This is a genomic window from Serratia sp. K-E0102 (assembly GCF_029962625.1).
GTDB classification, from domain to species: Bacteria; Pseudomonadota; Gammaproteobacteria; order Enterobacterales; family Enterobacteriaceae; genus Serratia; species Serratia sarumanii.
The window spans coordinates 412,669-432,125 of record NZ_CP124754.1; the positions used below are offsets into that span (position 1 = coordinate 412,669).

Here is a 19,457-nt window from a genome sequence, read left to right on the forward strand (position 1 = left end):
CTTACGGATGATATGCACGGGAGATGCCATGAGTTGGCAGCAGTTCAAATCTCAATACCTGGTGCGCTTTTGGGCGCCGCTGCCGGCGGTGATCGCCGCCGGAATCCTTTCTACCTACTATTTCGGCATGACCGGCACCTTCTGGGCGGTGACCGGCGAGTTCACCCGCTGGGGCGGCCATGTGCTGCAGTGGTTCGGCCTGCACCCCGAGCAGTGGGGCTATTTCAAGGTTATCGGCCTGCAGGGCACGCCGCTGGAGCGCATCGACGGGCGCATGATCATCGGCATGTTCGCCGGCTGCATCGCCGCCGCGCTGTGGGCCAACAACATCAAGCTGCGCCAGCCGCAGCACCGCATTCGCATCGTACAGGCGCTGCTGGGCGGCATTATCGCCGGCTTCGGCGCGCGCCTGGCGATGGGTTGCAACCTGGCGGCATTCTTCACCGGTATTCCGCAGTTCTCGCTGCACGCCTGGTTCTTCGCGCTGGCGACCGCCGCAGGTTCGTACTTCGGCGCCAAATTCACGCTGCTGCCGATGTTCCGCATTCCGGTTAAATTGCAAAAGGTGAAGGCCGCCGCGCCGCTGACGCAGAAGCCTGAGCAGGCGCGCCGCCGCTTCCGTCTGGGCATGGCGGTTTTCGGCCTGGCGGTGGCCTGGTCGCTGTGGACGCTGTTCGATGCGCCGAAGCTCGGTATCGCCATGCTGTTCGGCATCGGCTTCGGTCTGCTGATCGAACGCGCGCAGATCTGCTTCACCTCGGCGTTCCGCGATCTGTGGATCACCGGCCGCACCCACATGGCGAAAGCCATCATCATCGGCATGGCGGTGAGCGCCATCGGCATCTTCAGCTACGTGCAGCTCGGCGTGGCGCCGAAAATCATGTGGGCCGGCCCGAATGCGGTGCTGGGCGGCCTGCTGTTCGGCTTCGGTATCGTGCTGGCCGGCGGTTGCGAGACCGGCTGGATGTACCGCGCGGTGGAAGGGCAGGTGCACTACTGGTGGGTGGGGCTGGGCAACATCATCGGCGCCACGCTGCTGGCCTATTACTGGGACGATCTGGCGCCGGCGCTGGCGACCGACTACGACAAGATCAACCTGCTCGACACCTTCGGCCCGATCGGCGGCCTGCTGGTGACCTACCTGCTGCTGGCGCTGGCCTTCGCCGCCATGCTGTGGTGGGAGAAACGCTTTTTCCGCGCCCGGCCTGAGGCGCAGGTGGTGAATTTGAGGAGCATGCCATGAAAGAGACGACGATAGTGCCGGACTACCGGCTGGACATGCTGGGCGAGCCTTGCCCGTACCCGGCGGTGGCGACGCTGGAGGCGATGCCGCAGCTGAAGCCGGGGGAAATCCTGGAGGTGATCAGCGATTGCCCGCAGTCGATCAACAACATCCCGCTCGATGCGCGCAACCACGGCTACAAGGTGCTGGATATCCAGCAGGACGGGCCGACCATCCGCTATCTGATCCAGCGTTAACGCCGAGGCGGTGGGGTTCCCCACCGCCTTTTCGCGTTTTATCCCTTCACGACGTCGCCTTTCACTCCGGCAACAATCTCGAACGAACGCAGCCGCGCCTGGTGATCGAAGATCTGGCCGTTGACCATGATCTCGTCGGCATCGGTTTCACGCAGCAGCGTTTGCAGCCCGTGGCGCACGGTTTTTTCATCGCCGACGATCGACATCCGCAGCGCCTGCTCGACGCCGTATTGCTCACCGGCGGTCCACAGCGCGTGGATGTTATCCACCGGCGGCGGCAGCGGGCCGGGCGACCCGCGGCGCAGGTTGATGAATTGTTGCTGAATCGAGCTGAACAGGAAGCGCGCATCGCTATCGCTGTCGGCGGCGATCACGTTGACGCACACCATGGCGTGCGGTTGCGCCAGCTGTTTGGACGGTTTGAAGTTTTCGCGGTACAGCTGCAGCGCCTGGAACAGCATATCCGGGGCGAAGTGCGAGGCGAAGGCGAACGGCAGGCCAAGCTGCGCCGCCAACTGCGCGCTGTAGAGGCTGGAGCCGAGCAGCCAGAGCGGCACGTGCAGCCCCTGGCCCGGCACTGCCTGCACCGGTTGGCCGGGCTGCGCGTCGCAGAAGTAGTTTTGCAGCTCCTGCACGTCGCGCGGGAAGGTATCCACATCGCCGGACAGGTGGCGGCGCAGCGCCATCATGGTGCGCTGATCGGTGCCGGGCGCGCGGCCCAGCCCCAGATCGATGCGGCCGGGATAGAGCGACTCCAGCGTGCCGAACTGCTCGGCGATCACCAGCGGCGCATGGTTCGGCAGCATCACGCCGCCGGAGCCGAGGCGAATGCTCTGGGTGCCGGCGGCCAGATAGCCCAGCAGCACCGAGGTGGCGGCGCTACCGATGCCGGTCATGTTGTGGTGCTCGGCCAGCCAGTAGCGCCGGTAGCCCCAGCGTTCGGCGTGCTGCGCCAAATCCAGCGAACAGTGGAAAGCGTCGCGCGCTTTGGCCCCTTGCGGGATTGGCGATAAATCCAGTACCGACAGCGGTACGGCAGTGTTTTCAGTCATGACATCGTCCATCAGAGAGTGGATCGCTTAAAGGGCGATTGCAGGAGTCTGCATACCAAAAAGCCGAAAATGATGCTTTTTAGTGTTAAAAGCATAATCCAATTTATAGTTATAAAAGAGGAGATATGTGCTTGTGATATCCTCATGAGAGCAATGGTGTTTTTTGGAGCAATTTGAGATATGGAAATGATGATCCCCGCCCGCCGCTTACCGTTCCGGGAGCCGACATAATGAAAAAAAAGACGCTGTTTACCCTGTTGCTGATGATGGTGGCGATCGCATTGGCGATCCTGTTCCGCGCGCATAATCAGGATCTGTTACTGCAGGGTGAAGTGGACGCCCCCGAAGTGATCGTCGCTTCCAAAGCGAAAGGCCGGGTGGTTGAACGCCTGATCGAACGCGGCGACGATGTGAAAAGCGGCCAACTGATTATTCAGCTCGACAGCCCCGAACTGATGGCGCAGCTGCGTTCCGCGCAGGCGACGCGCGACGAGGCCAAGGCGCAGCTCGATCAGTCGCTGCACGGCACCCGTGAAGAGAGCATCCGCAACCTGCGAGCCAACCTGGCGCAGGCCGAGGCGCAGTACCGCAACGCGCAAAACGACTACAACCGCAACCTGAGCGTGTCCGGCAAGGGCTATATCTCGAAGTCCGAGCTGGACGCTTCGCGCCGGGCGCGCGACACCGCCTTCCAGCAGGTGCAGGCGGCCAAGGCCAACCTGGACGAAGGTATCAACGGCGACCGCGTCGAGCTGCGGCAACAATACGCGGCGGCGCTGCGGGCGGCGGAAGAGAACCTGCTGCAGATCCAGGCGCAGAGCGACGATCTGCAGGTGAAAGCGCCGGTGGACGGCGAAGTGGGGCCGATCCCGGCCGAAGTGGGCGAGCTGCTGAACGCCGGCAGCCCGCTGGTGACGCTGATCCGGGTGCCGGACGCCTACTTCGTGTTTAACCTGCGCGAAGACATCCTGGCCCACGTGCGCAAAGGCGACAAGGTCAAGCTGCGGGTGCCGGCGCTGAAGGACAAAATGATCGACACCGAGGTGCGCTACATCGCGCCGCTGGGGGATTACGCCACCAAACGCGCCACCCGCGCCACCGGCGACTTCGACCTGAAAACCTTCGAAGTGCGCCTGTATCCGTCACAGCCGGTGGACGGCCTGCGTCCGGGGATGAGCACCTTATGGCAATGGAAAGAGTAAGGGCCGGCTGGCGCTGCTTCAGTCACGCGTTCGACAAAGAGTGTCGCGTCGCCTTTCGCAGCCCGGTGGTGCACTGGCTGAGCTGGATCTTTCCGCTGATCCTGTTTGGGCTGATCAGCAGCAACTTCTCCGAAGGCACGCTGCTCGATCTGCCGGTCTCGGTGGTGGACAGCGATCACAGCCCGCTGTCCAAATCGCTGACCCGGCGGCTGGACGCCGGGTCGCACGCCCACGTCGAGGCCTACGGCGGCGGGCTGCCGGAGTCGCTGAGCCGCCTGCGCAGCGCGCAGGATTACGCGTTGCTGTACATTCCGCCGGACTTCGAGGCCAACGCGCTGTCGGGCAAACAGCCTAGCGTGGTGATGTACTACAACGCGCTGTTCTACGGCGCCGGGCTGTACTCTACCCAGGACTTCGGCGGCCTGATGAACGAAATCAACGCCAGCACCCGCAGCATCATCGCCACCGAGATGGGCAAATCGCTGCCGCCGCTGGCGGACGTGACGCTCTCTTACGGCAGCCTGTTCAACGCCAGCGGCAGCTATATCTATTACCAGCAGTTCGCCGCCACCATCCATCTGCTGCAGCTGTTCGCGGTGACCTGCATGATCTACGTGCTGGCGCGCAGCAAATCGCTGCTGCAGGCCAAGCCGTTCAGCCTGGCGCTGCTCGGCAAGCTGGCGCCGTACACGCTGTGTTTCACCACCCTGCTGATGGTGGAGATCGCGGCGCTGGTGGGCATCTTTGACGCCCGCGTCAGCGGCAACCCGCTGTTTATGCTGATGATCGGCCTGTTTTACGTGATGGCAGCGCAGAGCATCGGCCTGCTGCTGTACACCTTTACCGGCAGCACCATCACCGCCTACAGCCTGATCGGTATTTTGGTCAGTATCGCGATGACCTTCTCCGGCATGGCGGTGCCTGAGCTGTCGATGCCGCTGCCGGCGCGCATCATTTCCAACATCGAGCCGCTGACCCACGCGCTGTACGCGATGTTCGACGTGTTCCTGCGGCAGGTGCACGCCAGCGCCATTTTCAGCGTGTGTGCGCTGCTGGCGGTCTACCCGCTGGTGGCCGCGCTGCTGGTGCGCAATCGCCTGCCGGCGCGGCTGGCAAAAGAGGGGAACGCCGGATGAAGCTCTATTGGCAAACCTTCGTTAAGGTGCTGCTCGGCATGCTGGAGCGGCCGGTATGGCTGATGCTGATCCTGTCGCTGTGCATCATGAGCATGGTGTACGCCAACCGCACGGTGTGGGATCTGCCGGTGGGGGTGGTCGATCAGGACCACAGCACCGCCAGCCGGCAGCTGATCCGCCAACTGGACGCCACCTCCAAGATAGCGATCGAAACCTACGACAGCCTGGAGCAGGCGCAGCGCGATCTCAGCTGGCGCAAGCTGTTTGCGGTGATCATCATGCCGGTGGATCTGGAGAAGAAGATCCTCAGCGGGCAGAACATCGTGGTGCCGGTGTACGGCGACGCCACCAACCGCCTGGCCAACGGCCAGATCCAACAGGACGTGGTGGCGGCCTACCAGCAGCTGCTGACGGAGTACAACAACGGGCTGCTGCTGCGCAGCGGCTTCAGCGAACGGCAGGCGCAGATACTGCTGACGCCGATACTGGGGCAAACGCTGGACGTGTTTAACCCCGGCATCAGCTTCGCGGCGATCATCTTTCCCGGCCTGCTGGTGATGCTGTTGCAGCACTCGCTGCTGATCGCCTGTATCCGCGTCAACATCGCCATGAAGAGCATGCCCGGCGGCAAGGCGCCGCTGGCGGCGCACCTCGGCGGGCTGACGGCGCTGCTGCCGATCTGGCTGTTCCTGTCGATCGTGCTGTTCGTGTTGTGGCCGTGGGTATTGGGCTACAGGCAGACGGCGAACATCGCCGAACTGCTGCTGCTGACCTTCCCGTTCCTGCTGGCGGTGCTGGGGCTGGGCAAGCTGGTGACCGAGTGCCTGCGCAGCGTCGAAATGATCTACCTGACGCTGGCGTTCATCACCACGCCGATCTTCTACCTGTCCGGCACCATCTGGCCGCTGCAGTCAATGCCGGCCTGGGTGCGCGCCATCTCCTACAGCATTCCCTCCACCTGGGGCACCAAGGCGATCGCCGGTGTCAACCAGATGGGGTTGTCGCTGAATGAAGTGTGGGGCGACGTGATGATGATGCTGGTGCTCGGCGTGGTCTACACCCTGCTGGGCTTCGGCGTCGGCTTCTTGCGCAACAGCGTGGCGCTGCGCGGGATGTTCAGGAAACGGCGGGCGTAGGGAACCAATAAAGGCGCCATATTCGGCGCCTTTATTATGTCGTATTATCGATATGTTTAAGGTTGTTTATTTAGCGGGATGTCTATTGTTATTTTGATTTAATTTCTTATATTGACTTTGGTAATTGTCATTGTCGGCCGGTTTAGGGAACTAATGGTTGACGTTAGTTTTATCTATAACGTGTTATTTAAAGGATGATATAAACATGTCAACAATAAGAGAGCTTACTTCTGATGAGATGAAACTGATTGGCGGTTGCCGGTGGCTTGATGGGGGCGGTCTCTTGCGCCGATAACAGCCCCGCAGGGAATAATAAGAATAACGGTGGTGCCTTGGGGGGCAATAAAAACGCCAATAGCGTTAATGGGCAGTGTCGATGGTGATGAGAACATCGCTTTTACCGTTTCAACAATAGAGGGTGGGTTATGGCCAATAGACGTATTTTAGACCCGCTTTGTAATATGATGGCGCTAACGTTGAGCATGTTACTTGTCTCGTTCTCCTCGCTAAGTGTTATTTCATACGGAGAACATTTGGTAGATGCGGTCATCGCGGTTTTTACTTATTTTGGTATCAGAAGCTGCTGCCTGATGTGTGTAAGTTTATTCCATTGGTTCCACGGCGGAAATAACCGTATTCATCTTGATAAATAAACAATGCCGGCGACAGTGCGCCGCCGGCGCTTACCTCGCTAAGACACCAACTCCAATCCCGCCACGCGGCGCCAGTAGCCGTTGCAGTCGGCGTGATCGGTCAAGGCCAGCGGCTTTTCGCCGCGTTCGTTGGCGCGGAAGGCATCGATTTGCGCCAGCGTCTCGGCGCCCTGCGGCGACAGCCGCACGATGTCCACCAGCCCCTGCATGCTCGGCAGCTCGTTGCCGAGGTTGTAGCAGTAGCCGCTCATGGTCTGAATGCCGTTGAGCACGAACACCTGTTGTTGCTCCTGCGAGCGCATCATGCGGCCCTGCGGATACTTGATGCAGCAGGTTTCGCACTCGTCCTTGCCGCGGTTCTCCGAGCGGGCGGTGAAGCAGCGCGCCGAATAGGCCAGCGGCAGGTGGCCGTAGCTCAGCACCTCCACCTCGAAATCATGGCGGAAGCCCAGCTCGTCGCACTGCGTCAGCAGGTTGGCCAGCCAGTCGCGCGACAGCTCGACCGGCATGCACCAGCGCATCATGCCCTGGCGGCGCAGCAGGCGCAGGGTATAGGCGTTGTAGCAGTTCAGCGCGTGGCCGGCGACGAACGGCAAACCGCGCTCCGCCGCCATGTTCACCGCGCCCAGATCGTTGGCTTCAAACAGGAACTCGCCGTTCTCCACATAGCGTTTCAGCTCATTCAGCTCGGACGGCGCCTGCAGCAGCGCCAGCGTAGAGATCACCACCTGCTTGCCGCTGCGGGCGATTTCGCGCGCCAGCGCCAGCCAATCGCCGACCTTCATCTCGCGCCGCTTGGTGCAGACGCTCTCTCCGAGGTAAATGATGTCGGCGCTGCTCTCTGCCGCCTGCTGATAGAACGCCGCGATGTCGTTTTTCGGCCAGTAGTAGAGCACCGGCCCGAGTGCGTATTTCATGTTTCCTCCGGCTACTGCCATTTGCGGTGATAGGCGCCCAGCGTGGTCTGGGTGCCCTCGGACATCGCGCCCAGCGTCTCCATCCAGGCGGCGTCGGCGCGGTAGGCGGCCGGATCGGCCTGGCAGCGGTCGATCGCCTGGCGCCAGACGCGCGCCACCTGGCTGACGTAAGCCGGGCTGCGCTGGCGGCCTTCGATCTTCACCGAGGCGATGTTGGCGGCCAGCAGCTCCGGCAGCAGCTCCAGCGTATTGAGGCTGGTGGGCTCTTCCAGCGCGTGGTAGCGCACGTCGTCCACCAGATAGCGGCCCTTGCACAGCGTCGGGTAGCCGGCGTTTTCATGGTCCTGGTAGCGGTCGATCAGCACGTCGTTCAGGCGCGACTCCATGCCCTGCGGGGTTTGCTGCCAGCGCACGAACCGCGCCGGCGAACAGGCGCCGACGGTGTTCGGCGATTCGCCGGTCAGGTAGGAGGAGAGATAGCAGCGCCCCTCGGCCATGATGCACAGGCTGCCGAAGGCGAACACTTCCAGCGGCACCGGGCTGGTGCGCGCCAGCTGTTTCACCTGATGCATCGACAGCACGCGTGGTAGCACCACCCGGCCCACCTCGAAGTTGCGCTGGTAGAAACGGATCGCCTCCTCGTTGGTGGCGGAGGCCTGCACCGAAACGTGGCGCTCCAGCTGTGGGTAGCGCTGGGCGGCGTATTCCAGCATCGCCAGGTCCGCCAGAATCAGCGCGTCGGCGCCCAGCTGGGCCGCCATATCCACCGCGCGCTGCCAGCGGGCGTAGCCGTCGGGATGGGCGAAGGTGTTGATGGCGATATGCAGCTTGCGGCCGTGGCGATGCACGTAATCGACCGCTTCCTGCAGCTTTTTCTCGGTGAAGTTGAGGCCGGCGAAGTGGCGCGCGTTGGTATCGTCTTTCAGGCCGATGTAAACGGCGTCGGCGCCGTTATCCACCGCGGCCTTCAGGGCCGGCAGGTTGCCGGCGGGACAAAGCAGCTCCATAGATTTATCCTGGCTTAGCCGTGCGCCCGGACGGGCGCACGCTGTCTTTAAAGGTTGCCGACGGCGGTGTTCCGCCGGCAAACGCGAATCGGGGAGGCCATTTTAGGCAAAGGGGCGCACACAGGTTTTGATTTGGGGCAGCTTATGGCGTATTGATAAACATGGCGGTGAAATGCACTATTTGTTGATATAGACCGCTGAAGCCGCGCGCCAGTGTGGCAAAATAGCGGTAGTCCGTATTGAAAGGAGTGGATGACCGTGTTGGAACAACTACGAGCACGCCTTGTGCGCCAGGGGCCGTCGCTGCTGCGCATCCCGCTGAAATTCACGCCGTTCGCCCTGCAGCGCCAGCTGCTGCAACAGGTGCTGAGCTGGCAGTTCCGCCAGGCGTTGGCGGATGGCGATCTGGAATTTCTCGAATCGCGCTGGCTGAAGATCGAAGTTCGCGATCTGGCGCTACACTGGTTTATGACGGTAGAAAACGACAAACTGGTGGTCAGCCAGCACGCCGAAGCGGACGTCAGTTTCAGCGGCGACGCCAACGATCTGATCCTGATCGCGGCGCGCAAGCAAGATCCGGATACGCTGTTCTTTCAGCGTCGGCTGCAGATTGAAGGGGATACCGAATTGGGCCTGTATGTGAAAAATTTGATGGACGCCATCGAGCTGGAAAGCATGCCTGCGCCGCTGCGCATGGGGCTGTTGCAGTTGGCTGATTTTGTCGAAGCAGGGTTGCAGGAGGGCACGGCGTCGGCTTCCCGTGCGGCGGTATCATGCTGATCCGCGTAGAGATCCCGGTAGACGCGGCGGGCATAGACGCCTTGCTGCGCCGCGCCTTTGGCCGCGACGACGAAGCCGATCTGGTGCAGCAGCTGCGCGAAGATGGCCTGCTGACGCTGGGCGTGGTCGCCACTGACGACGAAGGCGGGGTGGTGGGTTACGCCGCGTTCAGCCCGGTGGACGTGGCCGGCGAAGATCGCCAATGGGTGGCGCTGGCGCCGCTGGCGGTAGACGAAAGCCTGCGCCGCCAGGGGCTGGCTGAAAAGCTGGTGTACGAAGGTTTGGATTCGTTGAACGAATTCAGCTACGCCGCGGTGGTGGTGCTGGGCAATCCGGCCTACTACGGCCGCTTCGGTTTTAAACCGGCCGCTGCCTATGGCCTGAACTGCCGCTGGCCGGACACGGAAAGTGCGTTCCAGGTGTATCCGCTGGCGGAAGACGCCCTGAATGGCGTCAGCGGCGAAGTGGCTTTTTCGGCGCCGTTTAATCGCTTTTAACGACCGGCAATAGATACTCCAACGACAGCGGCGGGTGATTCACCAGCCGCTCTTTTTGTATTTTGCTCAGCTGTTTGACGCGGTATTCCAGCTTCAGCGCCGTTGAGCGATCCCCCACCTGGCAGTGAAACGCCAGCGTCAGTTCCCCTTTTCCGCGCAGCGCCTTGGCGCCTTTGCCGGCTTGATGCTGCGCCAGGCGGCGCGCCACGTCGGTGGTGATGCCGGTATACAGCATGCCGCTCGGTAAACGCAGCATGTAGAGGTGCCAGAGAGTGGGGGAGGTGTCGGTCATCGTACGCCGTTTCGGTGGCCAGGGTCGGCGTATGATGGCATGTTCGCCATCACAATCCCATCCCCGGCCGCCGGTGCCCTACCGCTTTACCCCTTTTTTCCCGCCAGTTCGAAGCGCGGCGAAACGATGCCGTACAGCGTCCAGCCGAGGAAGGTGGCGATGGCGCCCCACATCATCGCTTCCTCACCGGAGCTGTAGAGCGCGTAGAAGCTGTACAGCGCGCCGATGCCGGCGATGATATTGGCGATGCGCGCCTTGTTGTCCGGCACTTTCGCCACTTTCTGAATAATGACCAGCGCCGCCATCGACAGGATGTAAGGGATGATGTTGGTCACCACCGCCAGGTTCACCAGCACGTTGAACTGCTTGTTCAGCGACGGGCTGATGGTCATCAGCGACAGGCCGCTCTGGATGACGACGATGGTCAGCATGCCTTTAACCGGCGCGTCGGCCTTGCTCAGCTTGGAGAAGATTTTCGGGAAGAAGCCGCTGTCGGCGGAGGATTTGAACACCTGAGCGATGGTGAACTGCCAGCCGAGCAGCGAGCCGACGCAGGACATCACCATCAACGCCATGATGATCTTGCCGACCGTCGGGTTGAACATGTGGGAGAACGCCAGCCCGAACGGGGCGGTAGAGTTGGCCAGGTCCATGTTCGGCACGATGCCGGCGATCACGTTGGTTGAAATGATATAGATCACCGCCGCGCTGAGGGTGCCGCCCAGTACGGCGATCGGCACGTTGCGCTCCGGGTTTTCCACCACGTCGGTGTTGGCGCAGGCGGATTCCAGCCCCAGGAACGCCCACAGGGTCATTGAGATGGAGGCGCCGATGGCTTCGAAGGTTGGCACCTGATGCGGGTTCCAGGCGGCGACGTAGGCGCTGCCGCTGAACCAGTACCAGCCGATGACCGAGATGCCCACCACCGGAATGATCACGCCCCAGACGGTGATGCCGCTGATTTTGCCGGTGATGCGCGCGCCGCCGAAGTTGGCGACGGTCGCCAGCCACAGCACGCCGATGGTGGCGATACAGATCCCGAGCGGGCTGAGGGTGGTGTCGAACAGCTCGGTGCCGTAGCCGACGGCGGAAATGGCGATGGCGATGTTGGCGATCAACAGCGAAACGCCGTAGGTGTAGTTCGCCATAAAGTTGCCCGATTTGCCGAAGGCGTATTCGGCGTAGCCGCCCATGCCGCCGGATTTACGGCTGAACATGCCGCATTTGGCGAAGGCGTAGGCCAGCGCCATCGAGCCGACGGCGGTCACCAGCCAGGAAACGATCGAAATCGTGCCCACTTCGGCCAGCTTGGTTGGCAGCATAATTATGCCGGAACCCATCATATTCACGGCGGTCAGGATCGTTAATTGCACGACCCCCATTTTATTATTGGACTTACTCATGATCATTTTCTCTTTTAGGATGCGATCCGGGCGGCGAGAATCATCGCCGCCCCGTAAGGTGATTAATTTTTCATGACGTAGCCGTAAGCGCGGTTCCAGCCATCCTCATCCTGTTGGATATAAACGCCCTGCAATTCCGGCGCGAATCCCGGCAATAAGTTGATGCCTTCTTCCAATGCCAGGAAATAACGCTGCGCGGCGCCGCCCCAAATTTCACCGGGCACCACGCACAGCACGCCCGGCGGGTAAGGCAGGGCGCCTTCGGCGGCGATGCGGCCCTCGGCTTTAGCCAGCGAGACCAATTCCACATTGCCGCGCACGAACTCGGTATTGGCGTCCTGCGGATTCATCACCACGCGCGGGAAATAACTTTTGCGGAACATCTCTTTTTGCAGTTCTTTAACGTCGTAGCTGACGTAAAGATCGTGCATTTCCTGGCACAGCTGGCGGATGGTGTAGTTTTTGTAGCGCTGCTGGTGGTTTTTATAGACCGCAGGCAGCACCTCGCTGAGCAGGGAGTTTTGCTCGATGTGCTGCTCGAAGCGGGCGATCAGGGCCACCAGATGCTGCATCTTGGCGATGTCTTCCGCCGGCGTCAGCAGGAACAGGATCGAGTTGAGATCGCATTTTTCCGGCACGATGCCGTTTTCACGCAGGTAGTTGGCCAGAATGGTCGCCGGGATGCCGAACTCGCTGTAGCTGCCGGTGGCGGTATCGATGCCCGGCGTGGTGAGCAGCAGTTTGCACGGATCGACGAAGTACTGCGATTCGGCATAGCCTTCAAAGGCGTGCCATTTCTCGCCGGGCACGAAGTTGAAGAAGCGCAGATCGTTGGCCATCGCCGCGGTGTCATAGGCCTGCCAAGGCTTGCCGTCGATCTGATCCGGTACGAACGGTTTGATCATCGTACAGGTATCCAGCAGCATTTTGCGCGCTTCGATCCCCACGCGCACGCACTCCTGCCACAGGCGCTGGCCGCTTTTGCCCTCGTGCATCTTGGCGTTGACGTCCAGCGCGGCGAACAGCGGGTAGAACGGGCTGGTAGAGGCGTGCAGCATGAAGGCGTTGTTGAAGCGCTTGTGGTTGCAGTAGCGGCTCTGCCCCTTGATGTGCTTGTCTTTTTTGTGGATCTGCGAGGTTTGTGAGAAGCCGGCCTGCTGTTTGTGCACCGACTGGGTGACGATGATGCCGGGATCGTTTTCGTTCAGCTCCAGCAGCAGCGGCGAGCAGTCTTTCATCATCGGAATGAACTGCTCATAGCCCACCCAGGCGGAGTCGAACAGGATGTAGTCGCACAGGTGGCCAATCTTGTCGACCACCTGGCGGGCGTTGTAGATGGTGCCGTCGTAGGTGCCGAGCTGGATGATCGCCAGGCGGAACGGGCGGGCTTCGTTGGCGCGTTCCGGCGCCACTTCGCGGATCTGTTGGCGCAGGTAGCGTTCGTCGAAGCAGTGCGCGTCGATGCCGCCGATAAAGCCGAACGGGTTGCGGGCGGTTTCCAGATAAACCGGCGTGGCGCCGGCCTGGATCAACGCGCCGTGGTGGTTGGATTTATGGTTGTTGCGGTCGAACAGCACCAGATCGCCGCGCGTCAGCAGGGCGTTGGTCGCCACCTTGTTCGAGGCCGAGGTGCCGTTGAGCACGAAGTAGGTCTTGTCGGCATTGAACACCTTGGCGGCGTGCTGCTGCGCGGCGCAAGGCGCGCCTTCGTGGATCAACAGGTCGCCCAGTTTGACGTCGGCGTTGCACATATCGGAGCGGAAAAGCGTTTCGCCGTAGAAGTCGAAGAACTGGCGGCCCGCCGGATGTTTACGGAAGAACTCGCCGCCCTGGTGGCCGGGGCAGGCGAAGGTGGCGTTGCCCATTTCCACGTACTGCGTCAGCGTGTTGAAGAACGGCGGCAGCAGCTCGCTCTCATATTTGGCGGCGGCGGCCTCCAGCTGTTTGCCGTAGAACTGGGTATTCTTGCCGCACAGCTCAAACACGCCATGTAGCGCCGGCAATACGGCGTTATCCAGCTCTTCTTCGCAGCAGACGGCGACGAACAGCGGAATGTTCAGGCCGTGCTCTTCAATGCGCGCCACCATGCCGTGCGTGACGTCGTCTACCGACAGCACGATGGCGGCGACGTCATTGAAATCGCTGTGATGCACATCGACGATGTCGCGTTCAGTTTCAAAGCAGACGAGGGTTTGGGTGTTGGCGGCAATTTTTAATTTTTTCATTTTTCTCATTCTTCAGGCAAAGGCAGTCCGTCGGCAAATAATTCCATTTGCCGCTAACGCCTTCACGAAAATAAAGGTGTGCGAGAACCCAGCGATGCCGAAAGGCATTAACTGTGTTCGTTGTTTTATTTATCTTGGATGCGCTTGGCCGAAATTAAGAATGAATTGCGTGTCCTTCCCGGTTAGCGAGAAAGCGATATTATCACCGGTGTACGGAGAATAAATAAAAACGCAATGACACTCTTATCAACGGCGTAAGAGCGAGGGGAGAGGGTTATCTGTAGTTGAAGAATGCGAAGCTAAAGCAGCTGCGATGAGCCATCATCATAATATGGGTTGTGCGCCTGATATGCGCCATTTTGCGGTTATTGTTTTCCATTTTCTAATCCACCTTGCTGAGTGAAAAGATGGCGCTATTTTAACGCAAGGTTGGCTAAAAATCGTGATGAAGGTCACATAAATGCCGGTGTTTATAAATAACTATTCACCTGTTATGCAATGAGTTGCATAAACAGCGTTCAGGTGAGCCAACGGGCTTGTAAACGAATTGCTAATCGACTCCGGGCGGGTGCGCTAAATTTGCGTGTCGTCAGGATGGGAATAAAAGAACCGGTCGAATAAGCGGTTGCATAATGATCAAATAAATCCGTCTTGTATTTTTTATGTTATAAATCTTTTTCTGGCCTAAGTTAATAAAAATGCAGTTATTGTGTTTTTATATTCACTTTGGGTTTTTTGATGATTATCGTTATTTGTGACTCGCCTCAACAACGCAGGGTAAGATGAAGTGAGTGAACAGGGAGGCGAGCAACCTTGAATACCCCAGAACAACGGCAGCAGATTGCGGATTTCATCGGCAAACAACACGTCTTGACGCTGTGCGCCGGCGACGGTCTCGACATGTGGTGCGCCAACTGTTTTTACGTGTTCGACGCCGCGACGATGGCGCTGTGGCTGATGACCGAACCGCACACCCGCCACGGCGGGCTGATGCTGAACAACGGCCGGGTGGTTGGCACCATCGCGCCGAAGCCGAAAAGCATCGCGCTGATCCGCGGCGTGCAGTACCGCGCCGAGGCGGTGCTGCTGAGCGGCGAAGAAGCCGAGGCGGCGCGCGCGCGTTACTGCAAGCGCTTCCCGATCGCCAGGGCGATGAAGGCCGCGGTTTGGCGGCTGGATCTGCACGAGGTGAAGATGACCGATAACACCCTCGGCTTCGGCAAGAAGCTGCACTGGGCGCGGTCTATACTTTAAGTCGACGTATTGATTACAACGGGAGATTGCATGGCGCGAGCACTGTTAGTCGGCGCAACCGGGCTGGTGGGGCGCGAGTTGCTGCAGCTGTTGCAAAGCGATCCGCAGGTAACGGCCATCGTGGCGCCGACGCGCACGCCGCTGCCGCCGCACGGCAAGCTGACCAACCCGGTTGGCGATGCGTTGTTCGAGCTGCTGAGTAGCCTGCAGCAGCCGGTCGATCTGGTGTTCTGCTGCCTGGGCACCACCCGCCGGGCGGCGGGCAGCGCCGATGCCTTCCGCTACGTCGATTATCAACTGGTGGTGGAGAGCGCGCTGACCGGCCGCCGCTTGGGGGCGCAGCACTGTCTGGTGGTGAGCGCGCTGGGCGCCAACGCGGATTCCACCTTCCTGTATAACCGCACCAAAGGCGAGATGGAGCAGGCGCTGCGCGAACAGCACTGGCCGCGCCTGACGCTGGTGCGGCCTTCTATGCTGGTGGGGGATCGCCCTGCGCCGCGCCTGATGGAGCGCCTCACGCTGCCGCTGTTCAGGCTGCTGCCCGGCAAATGGCGCGCCGTCTCCGCCAAAGACGTGGCGCAAACGCTGCTGCAGCAGGCGTTCACGCCGGGCGAAGGGGTCAGGGTGCTGGAGTCGGATCGGCTGCACTGCTACCGAGGCTGACGCTGAGGTGATCGAACGCCAGCTCCAGCCCGGCGGGCAGTTCGTTGTCCAACAGCCACAGCTCGAGATGATGGCTGATGTGCGTCAGCAGCGTGCGTTTGGGCTGCAGCAACCGCTGCGTCTCCTGCGCGCGGGTCAGATCGTTGTGGTTGCGCGGCGCCTGCGGCTGCGGCGGCAGGCTGCAATCGAGCACCAGCAGATCCAGTGCCACGTTTTGCAGATAGTCGGCGGTGGCCGGCGGCAGGCCGACGGTGTCGGTCAGGTAGGCCAGCGCAGCGCCCGCCGCCTGGATCAGATAGCCGTGGGTCAGCTTGGAGTGTTGCAGCGGCAGCGGGGTGATGCGCATGCCGCCCAGTTCGACAGTGGCGAAGGGCGCCAGCGGCGGCTGAAACGCCAGAATGCCGGGGTGTTTGAACAGGTCGTCGCAGCCCTGTTCATCCGGCGGGCCATATACCGGAATGGAATTTCCGCACCCCCAACGCAAAGGAAATAACCCCTGAACGTGATCCATGTGGTAATGTGTCAGTAAAAAACGTTGAATTTGCCCCACCGAAAATCGCCGCTCCAAAGCCGGCAATCCCGCATCCAATAAGGTCGTTTCCCCCTGATAGTTAAGCATGGCGCTGCATGCTCGCCGCCGAAATGCCGGCTCGCGCCGCGCCCGTTGGCAGATAGGGCAGTCGCAGCCGAACACCGGCACCTGCTGCGCGCCGCCGGTGCCGAGAAAGGTCAGTTGCATCGCTCCCCTCCGTTAAAGGTACTTCTGGGCAAAGTGGTTGATGTCGCGAAAATCCGCCAGCCGCGCCTGCAGCGTGGCGTGATCCCAGTGCCACCACTGGCTGCGTTCGATGCGTTCTATCAGCGCGTCGTCAAAGCGCATGCCGATCTTCTTGGCCGCCACGCCGGCGACGATGCTGTAAGGCTCCACGTCCTTGGTGACCACCGCCGCGCTGCCGATCACCGCGCCGTTGCCGACGCTGACGCCCGGCATCAGGATGGCGTTATGGCCGATCCACACGTCGTGGCCGACGGTGACGTGGTGCTCGCGCCGCCAGTCGAAGAACGCCGCGTCGTCTTCCCCCAGCCCGTATTCGGAGGCGCGGTAGGTAAAGTGGTGCTGCGCGATACGCTGGTAGGTCGGGTGGTTGCCGGGATTGATGCGCGCATAGGAGGCGATGGAGACGAACTTGCCGATAGTGGCGTAAAAAATCTGGTTGTGCCCGGCGGTGTAGGAGTAGTCCCCCATCTCCACCTCTTCCAGGATCGCATCGTCGGCCAGATGCACATATTGGCCGAGCCGGGTGCGATTAAGGGTCACGTTGTCGCCGATTTTCGGCTGGGCAAAGTCGTTCATGGCGTCGCGTCCTGAGCTTGTCGGGTGGCGGTAGGCAGCAGCGCCAGCAGCGCCGCCAGGGTGTCGTCGAGTGGGCCGTCGTTGTGCAGCACCCGGCAGCCGGCGGGCAGACTCTGCTGATATTCCGCCGCCCGCGCCAGCCGCTGCTCGATCTGTTCGGCGCTTTCCCGCCCGCGATCCTGCAGGCGCCGGCGCAGGATCGCGGCGCTGACCTGCAGGCACACCGGCAGCAGCTGCGCGCCATAGCGCTGCTGCGCCTGCGGCAGGTGGGCGCGCGAACCGTTGACCGCCACGTCGATCCCCTGCAGCAGCCAAAGATCCACTTCGATCCCGAACGCGTAGCGCTGCTGGTGGGCCTGCCAGTCGAGCGCGAACAGCCCCTTGGCGCGGCGGCGCAGAAATTCCGGTTCGCTCAGCGCGATGTGATTCTCGCAGCCGGCGTCCGCCGGCCGGGTGATGTAACGGTGCGCCACCAGCGGTGCGCGGTCGGCGCCGGCTCGCAGCGCGGCCAGCAGGCTGTCCTTGCCTGCGCCGGAAGGCCCCATCAGGTAGATGAGCCGCGCCATCAGAACACCTGCCTGCCCTGGCGCCACACGTTCTGCACGTAAACGTGTTCGCCGTGCGGCCGTGCCAGCACCAGATCCGCCCGTAGCCCTTCGGCGAGGGTGCCGCGATCCTGCAGATCCAGCGCCCGCGCCGGGTTGCGGGTGATCATGCGCACCGCCAGGGGCAGATCGTAGGCGTTGCGTTCGTCCGCCGCGAGGCGAAACGCCGCGTCCAGCAGGCTGGCCGGGTAATAATCGGAAGAGAGGATATCCAGCACCCCCAGCGCCGCCAGGTGGTGCGCCGCCACGTTGCCGGAGTGGGAGCCGCCGCGCACGATGTTCGGCGCACCCATCAGCACCTGCAGGCCCTGCTGGTGCGAGGCACGGGCGGCCGCCTCGGTGGTGGGGAACTCGGCGATGGCGCTGCCCAGCGCGCAGGATTCGGCGACGTGCGCGGCGGTGGCGTCGTCATGGCTGGCCAGCGAGATGCGGCGCGCGCGGCAGTGGGCGGCGATCGCCTCGCGGTTCGGCGCGGCCCAGCGGGCGGACAGGGCGACCTGCTGCTCCTCGTACTCGCTCATCTGTTGATCGTTGAGGTGGTATTTGCCCTGATAGTATTCGCGGTACTTTTCGCGCGAGGCGAACTGGCGCTGGCCCGGCGAGTGATCCATCAGCGACACCAGCGACACGCCCGGCTTGTCCATCAGCTGTTCGAACAGCGGCAGCGTGCTCTCGTGCGGCAGCTCGCAGCGCAGGTGCAGCCGGTGCTCGGCGCGGTTCACCCCGGCGCGCTGGCTGTGGATCACCGCGTCGATCATCTTCTGCAGGTTTTCCAGCCGGTGGCCGCCGTCGCGCACGTCGCCGATCGCTACCGCGTCCAGTACCGTGGTGATGCCGTTGGCCACCATCAGCGCGTCGTGGCTGCTCATCGCCGAATGGGCCGGCCAGTCAACGTTCGGGCGCGGGGTAAAGAACTTGTCCAGGTTGTCGGTATGCAGCTCGATCAGCCCCGGCAGCAGCCAGCCGCCGTCGCCGTCCAGCGCCTGCGGCAGCCGGCTCGGGCCGTCGGCGAAGCTGCGGATCACGCCGTCCTGCATCTCCAGCGAGCCTTGCACCACCTGGTCATCCAGCACCAGCTTAACGTTATTGACGATCATCAGAGGGCCTCCAGCGCCTGCGGCGCCTGCATGTCATAAAGCCGGTCGGCGACCTGTCGGCGGACGCCTTCATCGTGAAAAATGCCGACGATCGCCGCGCCGCGCGCCTTGGCGCGTTCGATAAGCTGCACCACCGCCGCGCTGTTGCGGCTGTCGAGCGAGGCGGTCGGTTCGTCCAGCAACAGGATGGGGTAATCGACGATAAAGCCGCGCGCGATGTTCACCCGCTGCTGCTCGCCGCCGGAGAAGGTGGACGGCGCCAGCGGCCACAGGCGCTGCGGCACGTTGAGCGCAGCGAGCAGCGCTTCGGCGCGTTCTCGGCACTCGGCGCGTTCGACGCCCTGTTCCAGCAGCGGCTGCATCACCACCTCCAGCGCGCTGATGCGCGGGATCACCCGCAGGAACTGGCTGACCCAGCCCAGCGTATGGCGGCGCACCGCCAGAATCTGGCGCGCATCGGCGCTGACCATGTCCAGCCAGTCGCCCTGGTGGTTGATCCAGATATGGCCGCTGTCCGGCAGGTAGTTGGCGTACAGCGAGCGCAGCAGGGTGGATTTGCCGCTGCCGGAGTGGCCGTGCAGCACCACGCATTCGCCGCTGCCGACCGTCAGGTTGGCGTCGTGCAGCACCGGCAGCCGGGTGCCGTACTGCTGGTGCAGCACAAAGGTTTTACTGAGATGTTCAACTCGGATTTGCATAGTCATC

General features: G+C 61.9%; 21 protein-coding genes. 9 read left to right on the forward strand and 12 right to left on the reverse strand.

Features of this window, described 5'->3' with window-relative positions:
- Positions 1 to 28: 28 nt before the first annotated feature.
- Positions 29 to 1,243 carry a selenium metabolism membrane protein YedE/FdhT gene (gene yedE / locus SSARUM2_RS01885; RefSeq protein ID WP_016929320.1) on the forward strand — a complete coding sequence of 405 codons (1,215 nt, stop codon included), beginning with the start codon at positions 29 to 31 and terminating at the stop codon, positions 1,241 to 1,243.
- The gene (yedF, locus tag SSARUM2_RS01890) at positions 1,240 to 1,479 is read left to right on the forward strand and encodes a sulfurtransferase-like selenium metabolism protein YedF (RefSeq protein WP_004933486.1); all 240 of its coding nucleotides are present in this window, start codon (positions 1,240 to 1,242) and stop codon (positions 1,477 to 1,479) included. The genes yedE and yedF overlap by 4 nt, the downstream gene beginning before the upstream one ends.
- Positions 1,480 to 1,517: 38 nt before the next feature.
- Here yedF and SSARUM2_RS01895 read toward each other — a convergent pair whose 3' ends face one another.
- On the reverse strand, positions 1,518 to 2,531 hold the full coding sequence (locus SSARUM2_RS01895) for a luciferase-like monooxygenase (RefSeq protein ID WP_185744073.1): 1,014 nt from the start codon (positions 2,529 to 2,531) through the stop codon (positions 1,518 to 1,520).
- A 230-nt stretch (positions 2,532 to 2,761) separates the two neighbouring features.
- Here SSARUM2_RS01895 and SSARUM2_RS01900 point away from each other — a divergent pair, with 230 nt between their 5' ends.
- The 3 genes from SSARUM2_RS01900 to SSARUM2_RS01910 are packed head-to-tail and all read left to right on the forward strand — an operon-like array spanning position 2,762 to position 6,005.
- A complete protein-coding gene (locus SSARUM2_RS01900) occupies positions 2,762 to 3,733 on the forward strand; it encodes an efflux RND transporter periplasmic adaptor subunit (protein WP_060452835.1) in 972 nt (323 codons plus the stop codon).
- Complete coding sequence (locus SSARUM2_RS01905; protein ID WP_033636832.1) at positions 3,715 to 4,869, forward strand: ABC transporter permease; 1,155 nt, start codon at positions 3,715 to 3,717, stop codon at positions 4,867 to 4,869. The genes SSARUM2_RS01900 and SSARUM2_RS01905 overlap by 19 nt, the downstream gene beginning before the upstream one ends.
- A complete protein-coding gene (locus SSARUM2_RS01910; RefSeq protein WP_033648660.1) occupies positions 4,866 to 6,005 on the forward strand; it encodes an ABC transporter permease in 1,140 nt (379 codons plus the stop codon). Before SSARUM2_RS01905 ends, SSARUM2_RS01910 begins: the two co-directional genes overlap by 4 nt.
- 691 nt (positions 6,006 to 6,696) lie before the next feature.
- Here the strand turns inward: SSARUM2_RS01910 and SSARUM2_RS01915 are convergent.
- Both SSARUM2_RS01915 and SSARUM2_RS01920 read right to left on the reverse strand, forming a co-directional pair.
- Complete coding sequence (locus tag SSARUM2_RS01915; protein WP_060430738.1) at positions 6,697 to 7,575, reverse strand: U32 family peptidase; 879 nt, start codon at positions 7,573 to 7,575, stop codon at positions 6,697 to 6,699.
- An 11-nt stretch (positions 7,576 to 7,586) separates the two neighbouring features.
- Complete coding sequence (locus SSARUM2_RS01920) at positions 7,587 to 8,582, reverse strand: peptidase U32 family protein (protein ID WP_015376422.1); 996 nt, start codon at positions 8,580 to 8,582, stop codon at positions 7,587 to 7,589.
- A gap of 252 nt (positions 8,583 to 8,834) precedes the next feature.
- On the opposite strand from SSARUM2_RS01920, the gene SSARUM2_RS01925 reads away from it, so the two are divergent.
- On the forward strand, positions 8,835 to 9,362 hold the full coding sequence (locus SSARUM2_RS01925; protein WP_185744074.1) for an SCP2 domain-containing protein: 528 nt from the start codon (positions 8,835 to 8,837) through the stop codon (positions 9,360 to 9,362).
- Positions 9,356 to 9,859, forward strand: a complete 504-nt coding sequence (locus SSARUM2_RS01930; protein WP_060452834.1) for an N-acetyltransferase — start codon at positions 9,356 to 9,358, stop codon at positions 9,857 to 9,859. The genes SSARUM2_RS01925 and SSARUM2_RS01930 overlap by 7 nt, the downstream gene beginning before the upstream one ends.
- On the opposite strand, the gene SSARUM2_RS01935 is transcribed toward SSARUM2_RS01930, so the two are convergent.
- The 4 genes from SSARUM2_RS01935 to speFL all read right to left on the reverse strand — a co-directional run bounded on the left by SSARUM2_RS01935 (position 9,846) and on the right by speFL (position 14,158).
- Positions 9,846 to 10,151, reverse strand: a complete 306-nt coding sequence (locus SSARUM2_RS01935; protein WP_147419254.1) for a GIY-YIG nuclease family protein — start codon at positions 10,149 to 10,151, stop codon at positions 9,846 to 9,848. The genes SSARUM2_RS01930 and SSARUM2_RS01935 overlap by 14 nt on opposite strands.
- Positions 10,152 to 10,237: 86 nt before the next feature.
- Positions 10,238 to 11,554, reverse strand: a complete 1,317-nt coding sequence (gene potE, locus SSARUM2_RS01940) for a putrescine-ornithine antiporter (protein WP_025305085.1) — start codon at positions 11,552 to 11,554, stop codon at positions 10,238 to 10,240.
- Positions 11,555 to 11,616: 62 nt separating this feature from the next.
- Entirely contained in the window at positions 11,617 to 13,779 is a 2,163-nt protein-coding gene (gene speF, locus SSARUM2_RS01945) for an ornithine decarboxylase SpeF (RefSeq protein ID WP_120150907.1), read from the reverse strand.
- Between the two features lie 274 nt (positions 13,780 to 14,053).
- On the reverse strand, positions 14,054 to 14,158 hold the full coding sequence (speFL, locus tag SSARUM2_RS01950) for a leader peptide SpeFL (protein ID WP_004933443.1): 105 nt from the start codon (positions 14,156 to 14,158) through the stop codon (positions 14,054 to 14,056).
- A 434-nt stretch (positions 14,159 to 14,592) separates the two neighbouring features.
- Here speFL and SSARUM2_RS01955 point away from each other — a divergent pair, with 434 nt between their 5' ends.
- Together SSARUM2_RS01955 and SSARUM2_RS01960 are read left to right on the forward strand one after the other, a co-directional pair.
- Positions 14,593 to 15,033 (forward strand): YhbP family protein, encoded by a 441-nt coding sequence (locus SSARUM2_RS01955; protein WP_048321242.1) that lies wholly within the window; start codon positions 14,593 to 14,595, stop codon positions 15,031 to 15,033.
- Between the two features lie 30 nt (positions 15,034 to 15,063).
- Complete coding sequence (locus tag SSARUM2_RS01960) at positions 15,064 to 15,696, forward strand: NAD(P)H-binding protein (protein ID WP_060439166.1); 633 nt, start codon at positions 15,064 to 15,066, stop codon at positions 15,694 to 15,696.
- Here the strand turns inward: SSARUM2_RS01960 and phnP are convergent.
- The 5 genes from phnP to phnL are packed head-to-tail and all read right to left on the reverse strand — an operon-like array spanning position 15,653 to position 19,456.
- Entirely contained in the window at positions 15,653 to 16,435 is a 783-nt protein-coding gene (gene phnP / locus SSARUM2_RS01965) for a phosphonate metabolism protein PhnP (protein ID WP_282488602.1), read from the reverse strand. The two genes, SSARUM2_RS01960 and phnP, sit on opposite strands and share 44 nt — an antisense overlap.
- A gap of 12 nt (positions 16,436 to 16,447) precedes the next feature.
- Positions 16,448 to 17,050 carry a DapH/DapD/GlmU-related protein gene (locus SSARUM2_RS01970; RefSeq protein ID WP_060431055.1) on the reverse strand — a complete coding sequence of 201 codons (603 nt, stop codon included), beginning with the start codon at positions 17,048 to 17,050 and terminating at the stop codon, positions 16,448 to 16,450.
- Complete coding sequence (gene phnN / locus SSARUM2_RS01975; RefSeq protein ID WP_060452831.1) at positions 17,047 to 17,616, reverse strand: ribose 1,5-bisphosphokinase; 570 nt, start codon at positions 17,614 to 17,616, stop codon at positions 17,047 to 17,049. The genes SSARUM2_RS01970 and phnN overlap by 4 nt, the downstream gene beginning before the upstream one ends.
- Complete coding sequence (gene phnM / locus SSARUM2_RS01980) at positions 17,616 to 18,752, reverse strand: alpha-D-ribose 1-methylphosphonate 5-triphosphate diphosphatase (RefSeq protein WP_060452830.1); 1,137 nt, start codon at positions 18,750 to 18,752, stop codon at positions 17,616 to 17,618. The genes phnN and phnM overlap by 1 nt, the downstream gene beginning before the upstream one ends.
- The gene (gene phnL / locus SSARUM2_RS01985) at positions 18,752 to 19,456 is read right to left on the reverse strand and encodes a phosphonate C-P lyase system protein PhnL (protein WP_049232449.1); all 705 of its coding nucleotides are present in this window, start codon (positions 19,454 to 19,456) and stop codon (positions 18,752 to 18,754) included. Before phnL ends, phnM begins: the two co-directional genes overlap by 1 nt.
- Position 19,457: the final 1 nt, after the last annotated feature.

What these genes read in the sequence shown, in the direction of transcription:
- yedE (WP_016929320.1), top strand. Translation starts at nt 29, where the DNA reads ATGAGTTGGCAGCAGTTCAAATCTCAATACCTGGTGCGCTTTTGGGCG.
- yedF (WP_004933486.1), top strand. Translation starts at nt 1,240, where the DNA reads ATGAAAGAGACGACGATAGTGCCGGACTACCGGCTGGACATGCTGGGC.
- SSARUM2_RS01895 (WP_185744073.1), bottom strand. Translation starts at nt 2,531, where the DNA reads ATGACTGAAAACACTGCCGTACCGCTGTCGGTACTGGATTTATCGCCA.
- SSARUM2_RS01900 (WP_060452835.1), top strand. Translation starts at nt 2,762, where the DNA reads ATGAAAAAAAAGACGCTGTTTACCCTGTTGCTGATGATGGTGGCGATC.
- SSARUM2_RS01905 (WP_033636832.1), top strand. Translation starts at nt 3,715, where the DNA reads ATGGCAATGGAAAGAGTAAGGGCCGGCTGGCGCTGCTTCAGTCACGCG.
- SSARUM2_RS01910 (WP_033648660.1), top strand. Translation starts at nt 4,866, where the DNA reads ATGAAGCTCTATTGGCAAACCTTCGTTAAGGTGCTGCTCGGCATGCTG.
- SSARUM2_RS01915 (WP_060430738.1), bottom strand. Translation starts at nt 7,575, where the DNA reads ATGAAATACGCACTCGGGCCGGTGCTCTACTACTGGCCGAAAAACGAC.
- SSARUM2_RS01920 (WP_015376422.1), bottom strand. Translation starts at nt 8,582, where the DNA reads ATGGAGCTGCTTTGTCCCGCCGGCAACCTGCCGGCCCTGAAGGCCGCG.
- SSARUM2_RS01925 (WP_185744074.1), top strand. Translation starts at nt 8,835, where the DNA reads ATGACCGTGTTGGAACAACTACGAGCACGCCTTGTGCGCCAGGGGCCG.
- SSARUM2_RS01930 (WP_060452834.1), top strand. Translation starts at nt 9,356, where the DNA reads ATGCTGATCCGCGTAGAGATCCCGGTAGACGCGGCGGGCATAGACGCC.
- SSARUM2_RS01935 (WP_147419254.1), bottom strand. Translation starts at nt 10,151, where the DNA reads ATGACCGACACCTCCCCCACTCTCTGGCACCTCTACATGCTGCGTTTA.
- potE (WP_025305085.1), bottom strand. Translation starts at nt 11,554, where the DNA reads ATGAGTAAGTCCAATAATAAAATGGGGGTCGTGCAATTAACGATCCTG.
- speF (WP_120150907.1), bottom strand. Translation starts at nt 13,779, where the DNA reads ATGAAAAAATTAAAAATTGCCGCCAACACCCAAACCCTCGTCTGCTTT.
- speFL (WP_004933443.1), bottom strand. Translation starts at nt 14,158, where the DNA reads ATGGAAAACAATAACCGCAAAATGGCGCATATCAGGCGCACAACCCAT.
- SSARUM2_RS01960 (WP_060439166.1), top strand. Translation starts at nt 15,064, where the DNA reads ATGGCGCGAGCACTGTTAGTCGGCGCAACCGGGCTGGTGGGGCGCGAG.
- phnP (WP_282488602.1), bottom strand. Translation starts at nt 16,435, where the DNA reads ATGCAACTGACCTTTCTCGGCACCGGCGGCGCGCAGCAGGTGCCGGTG.
- SSARUM2_RS01970 (WP_060431055.1), bottom strand. Translation starts at nt 17,050, where the DNA reads ATGAACGACTTTGCCCAGCCGAAAATCGGCGACAACGTGACCCTTAAT.
- phnN (WP_060452831.1), bottom strand. Translation starts at nt 17,616, where the DNA reads ATGGCGCGGCTCATCTACCTGATGGGGCCTTCCGGCGCAGGCAAGGAC.
- phnM (WP_060452830.1), bottom strand. Translation starts at nt 18,752, where the DNA reads ATGATCGTCAATAACGTTAAGCTGGTGCTGGATGACCAGGTGGTGCAA.
- phnL (WP_049232449.1), bottom strand. Translation starts at nt 19,456, where the DNA reads ATGACTATGCAAATCCGAGTTGAACATCTCAGTAAAACCTTTGTGCTG.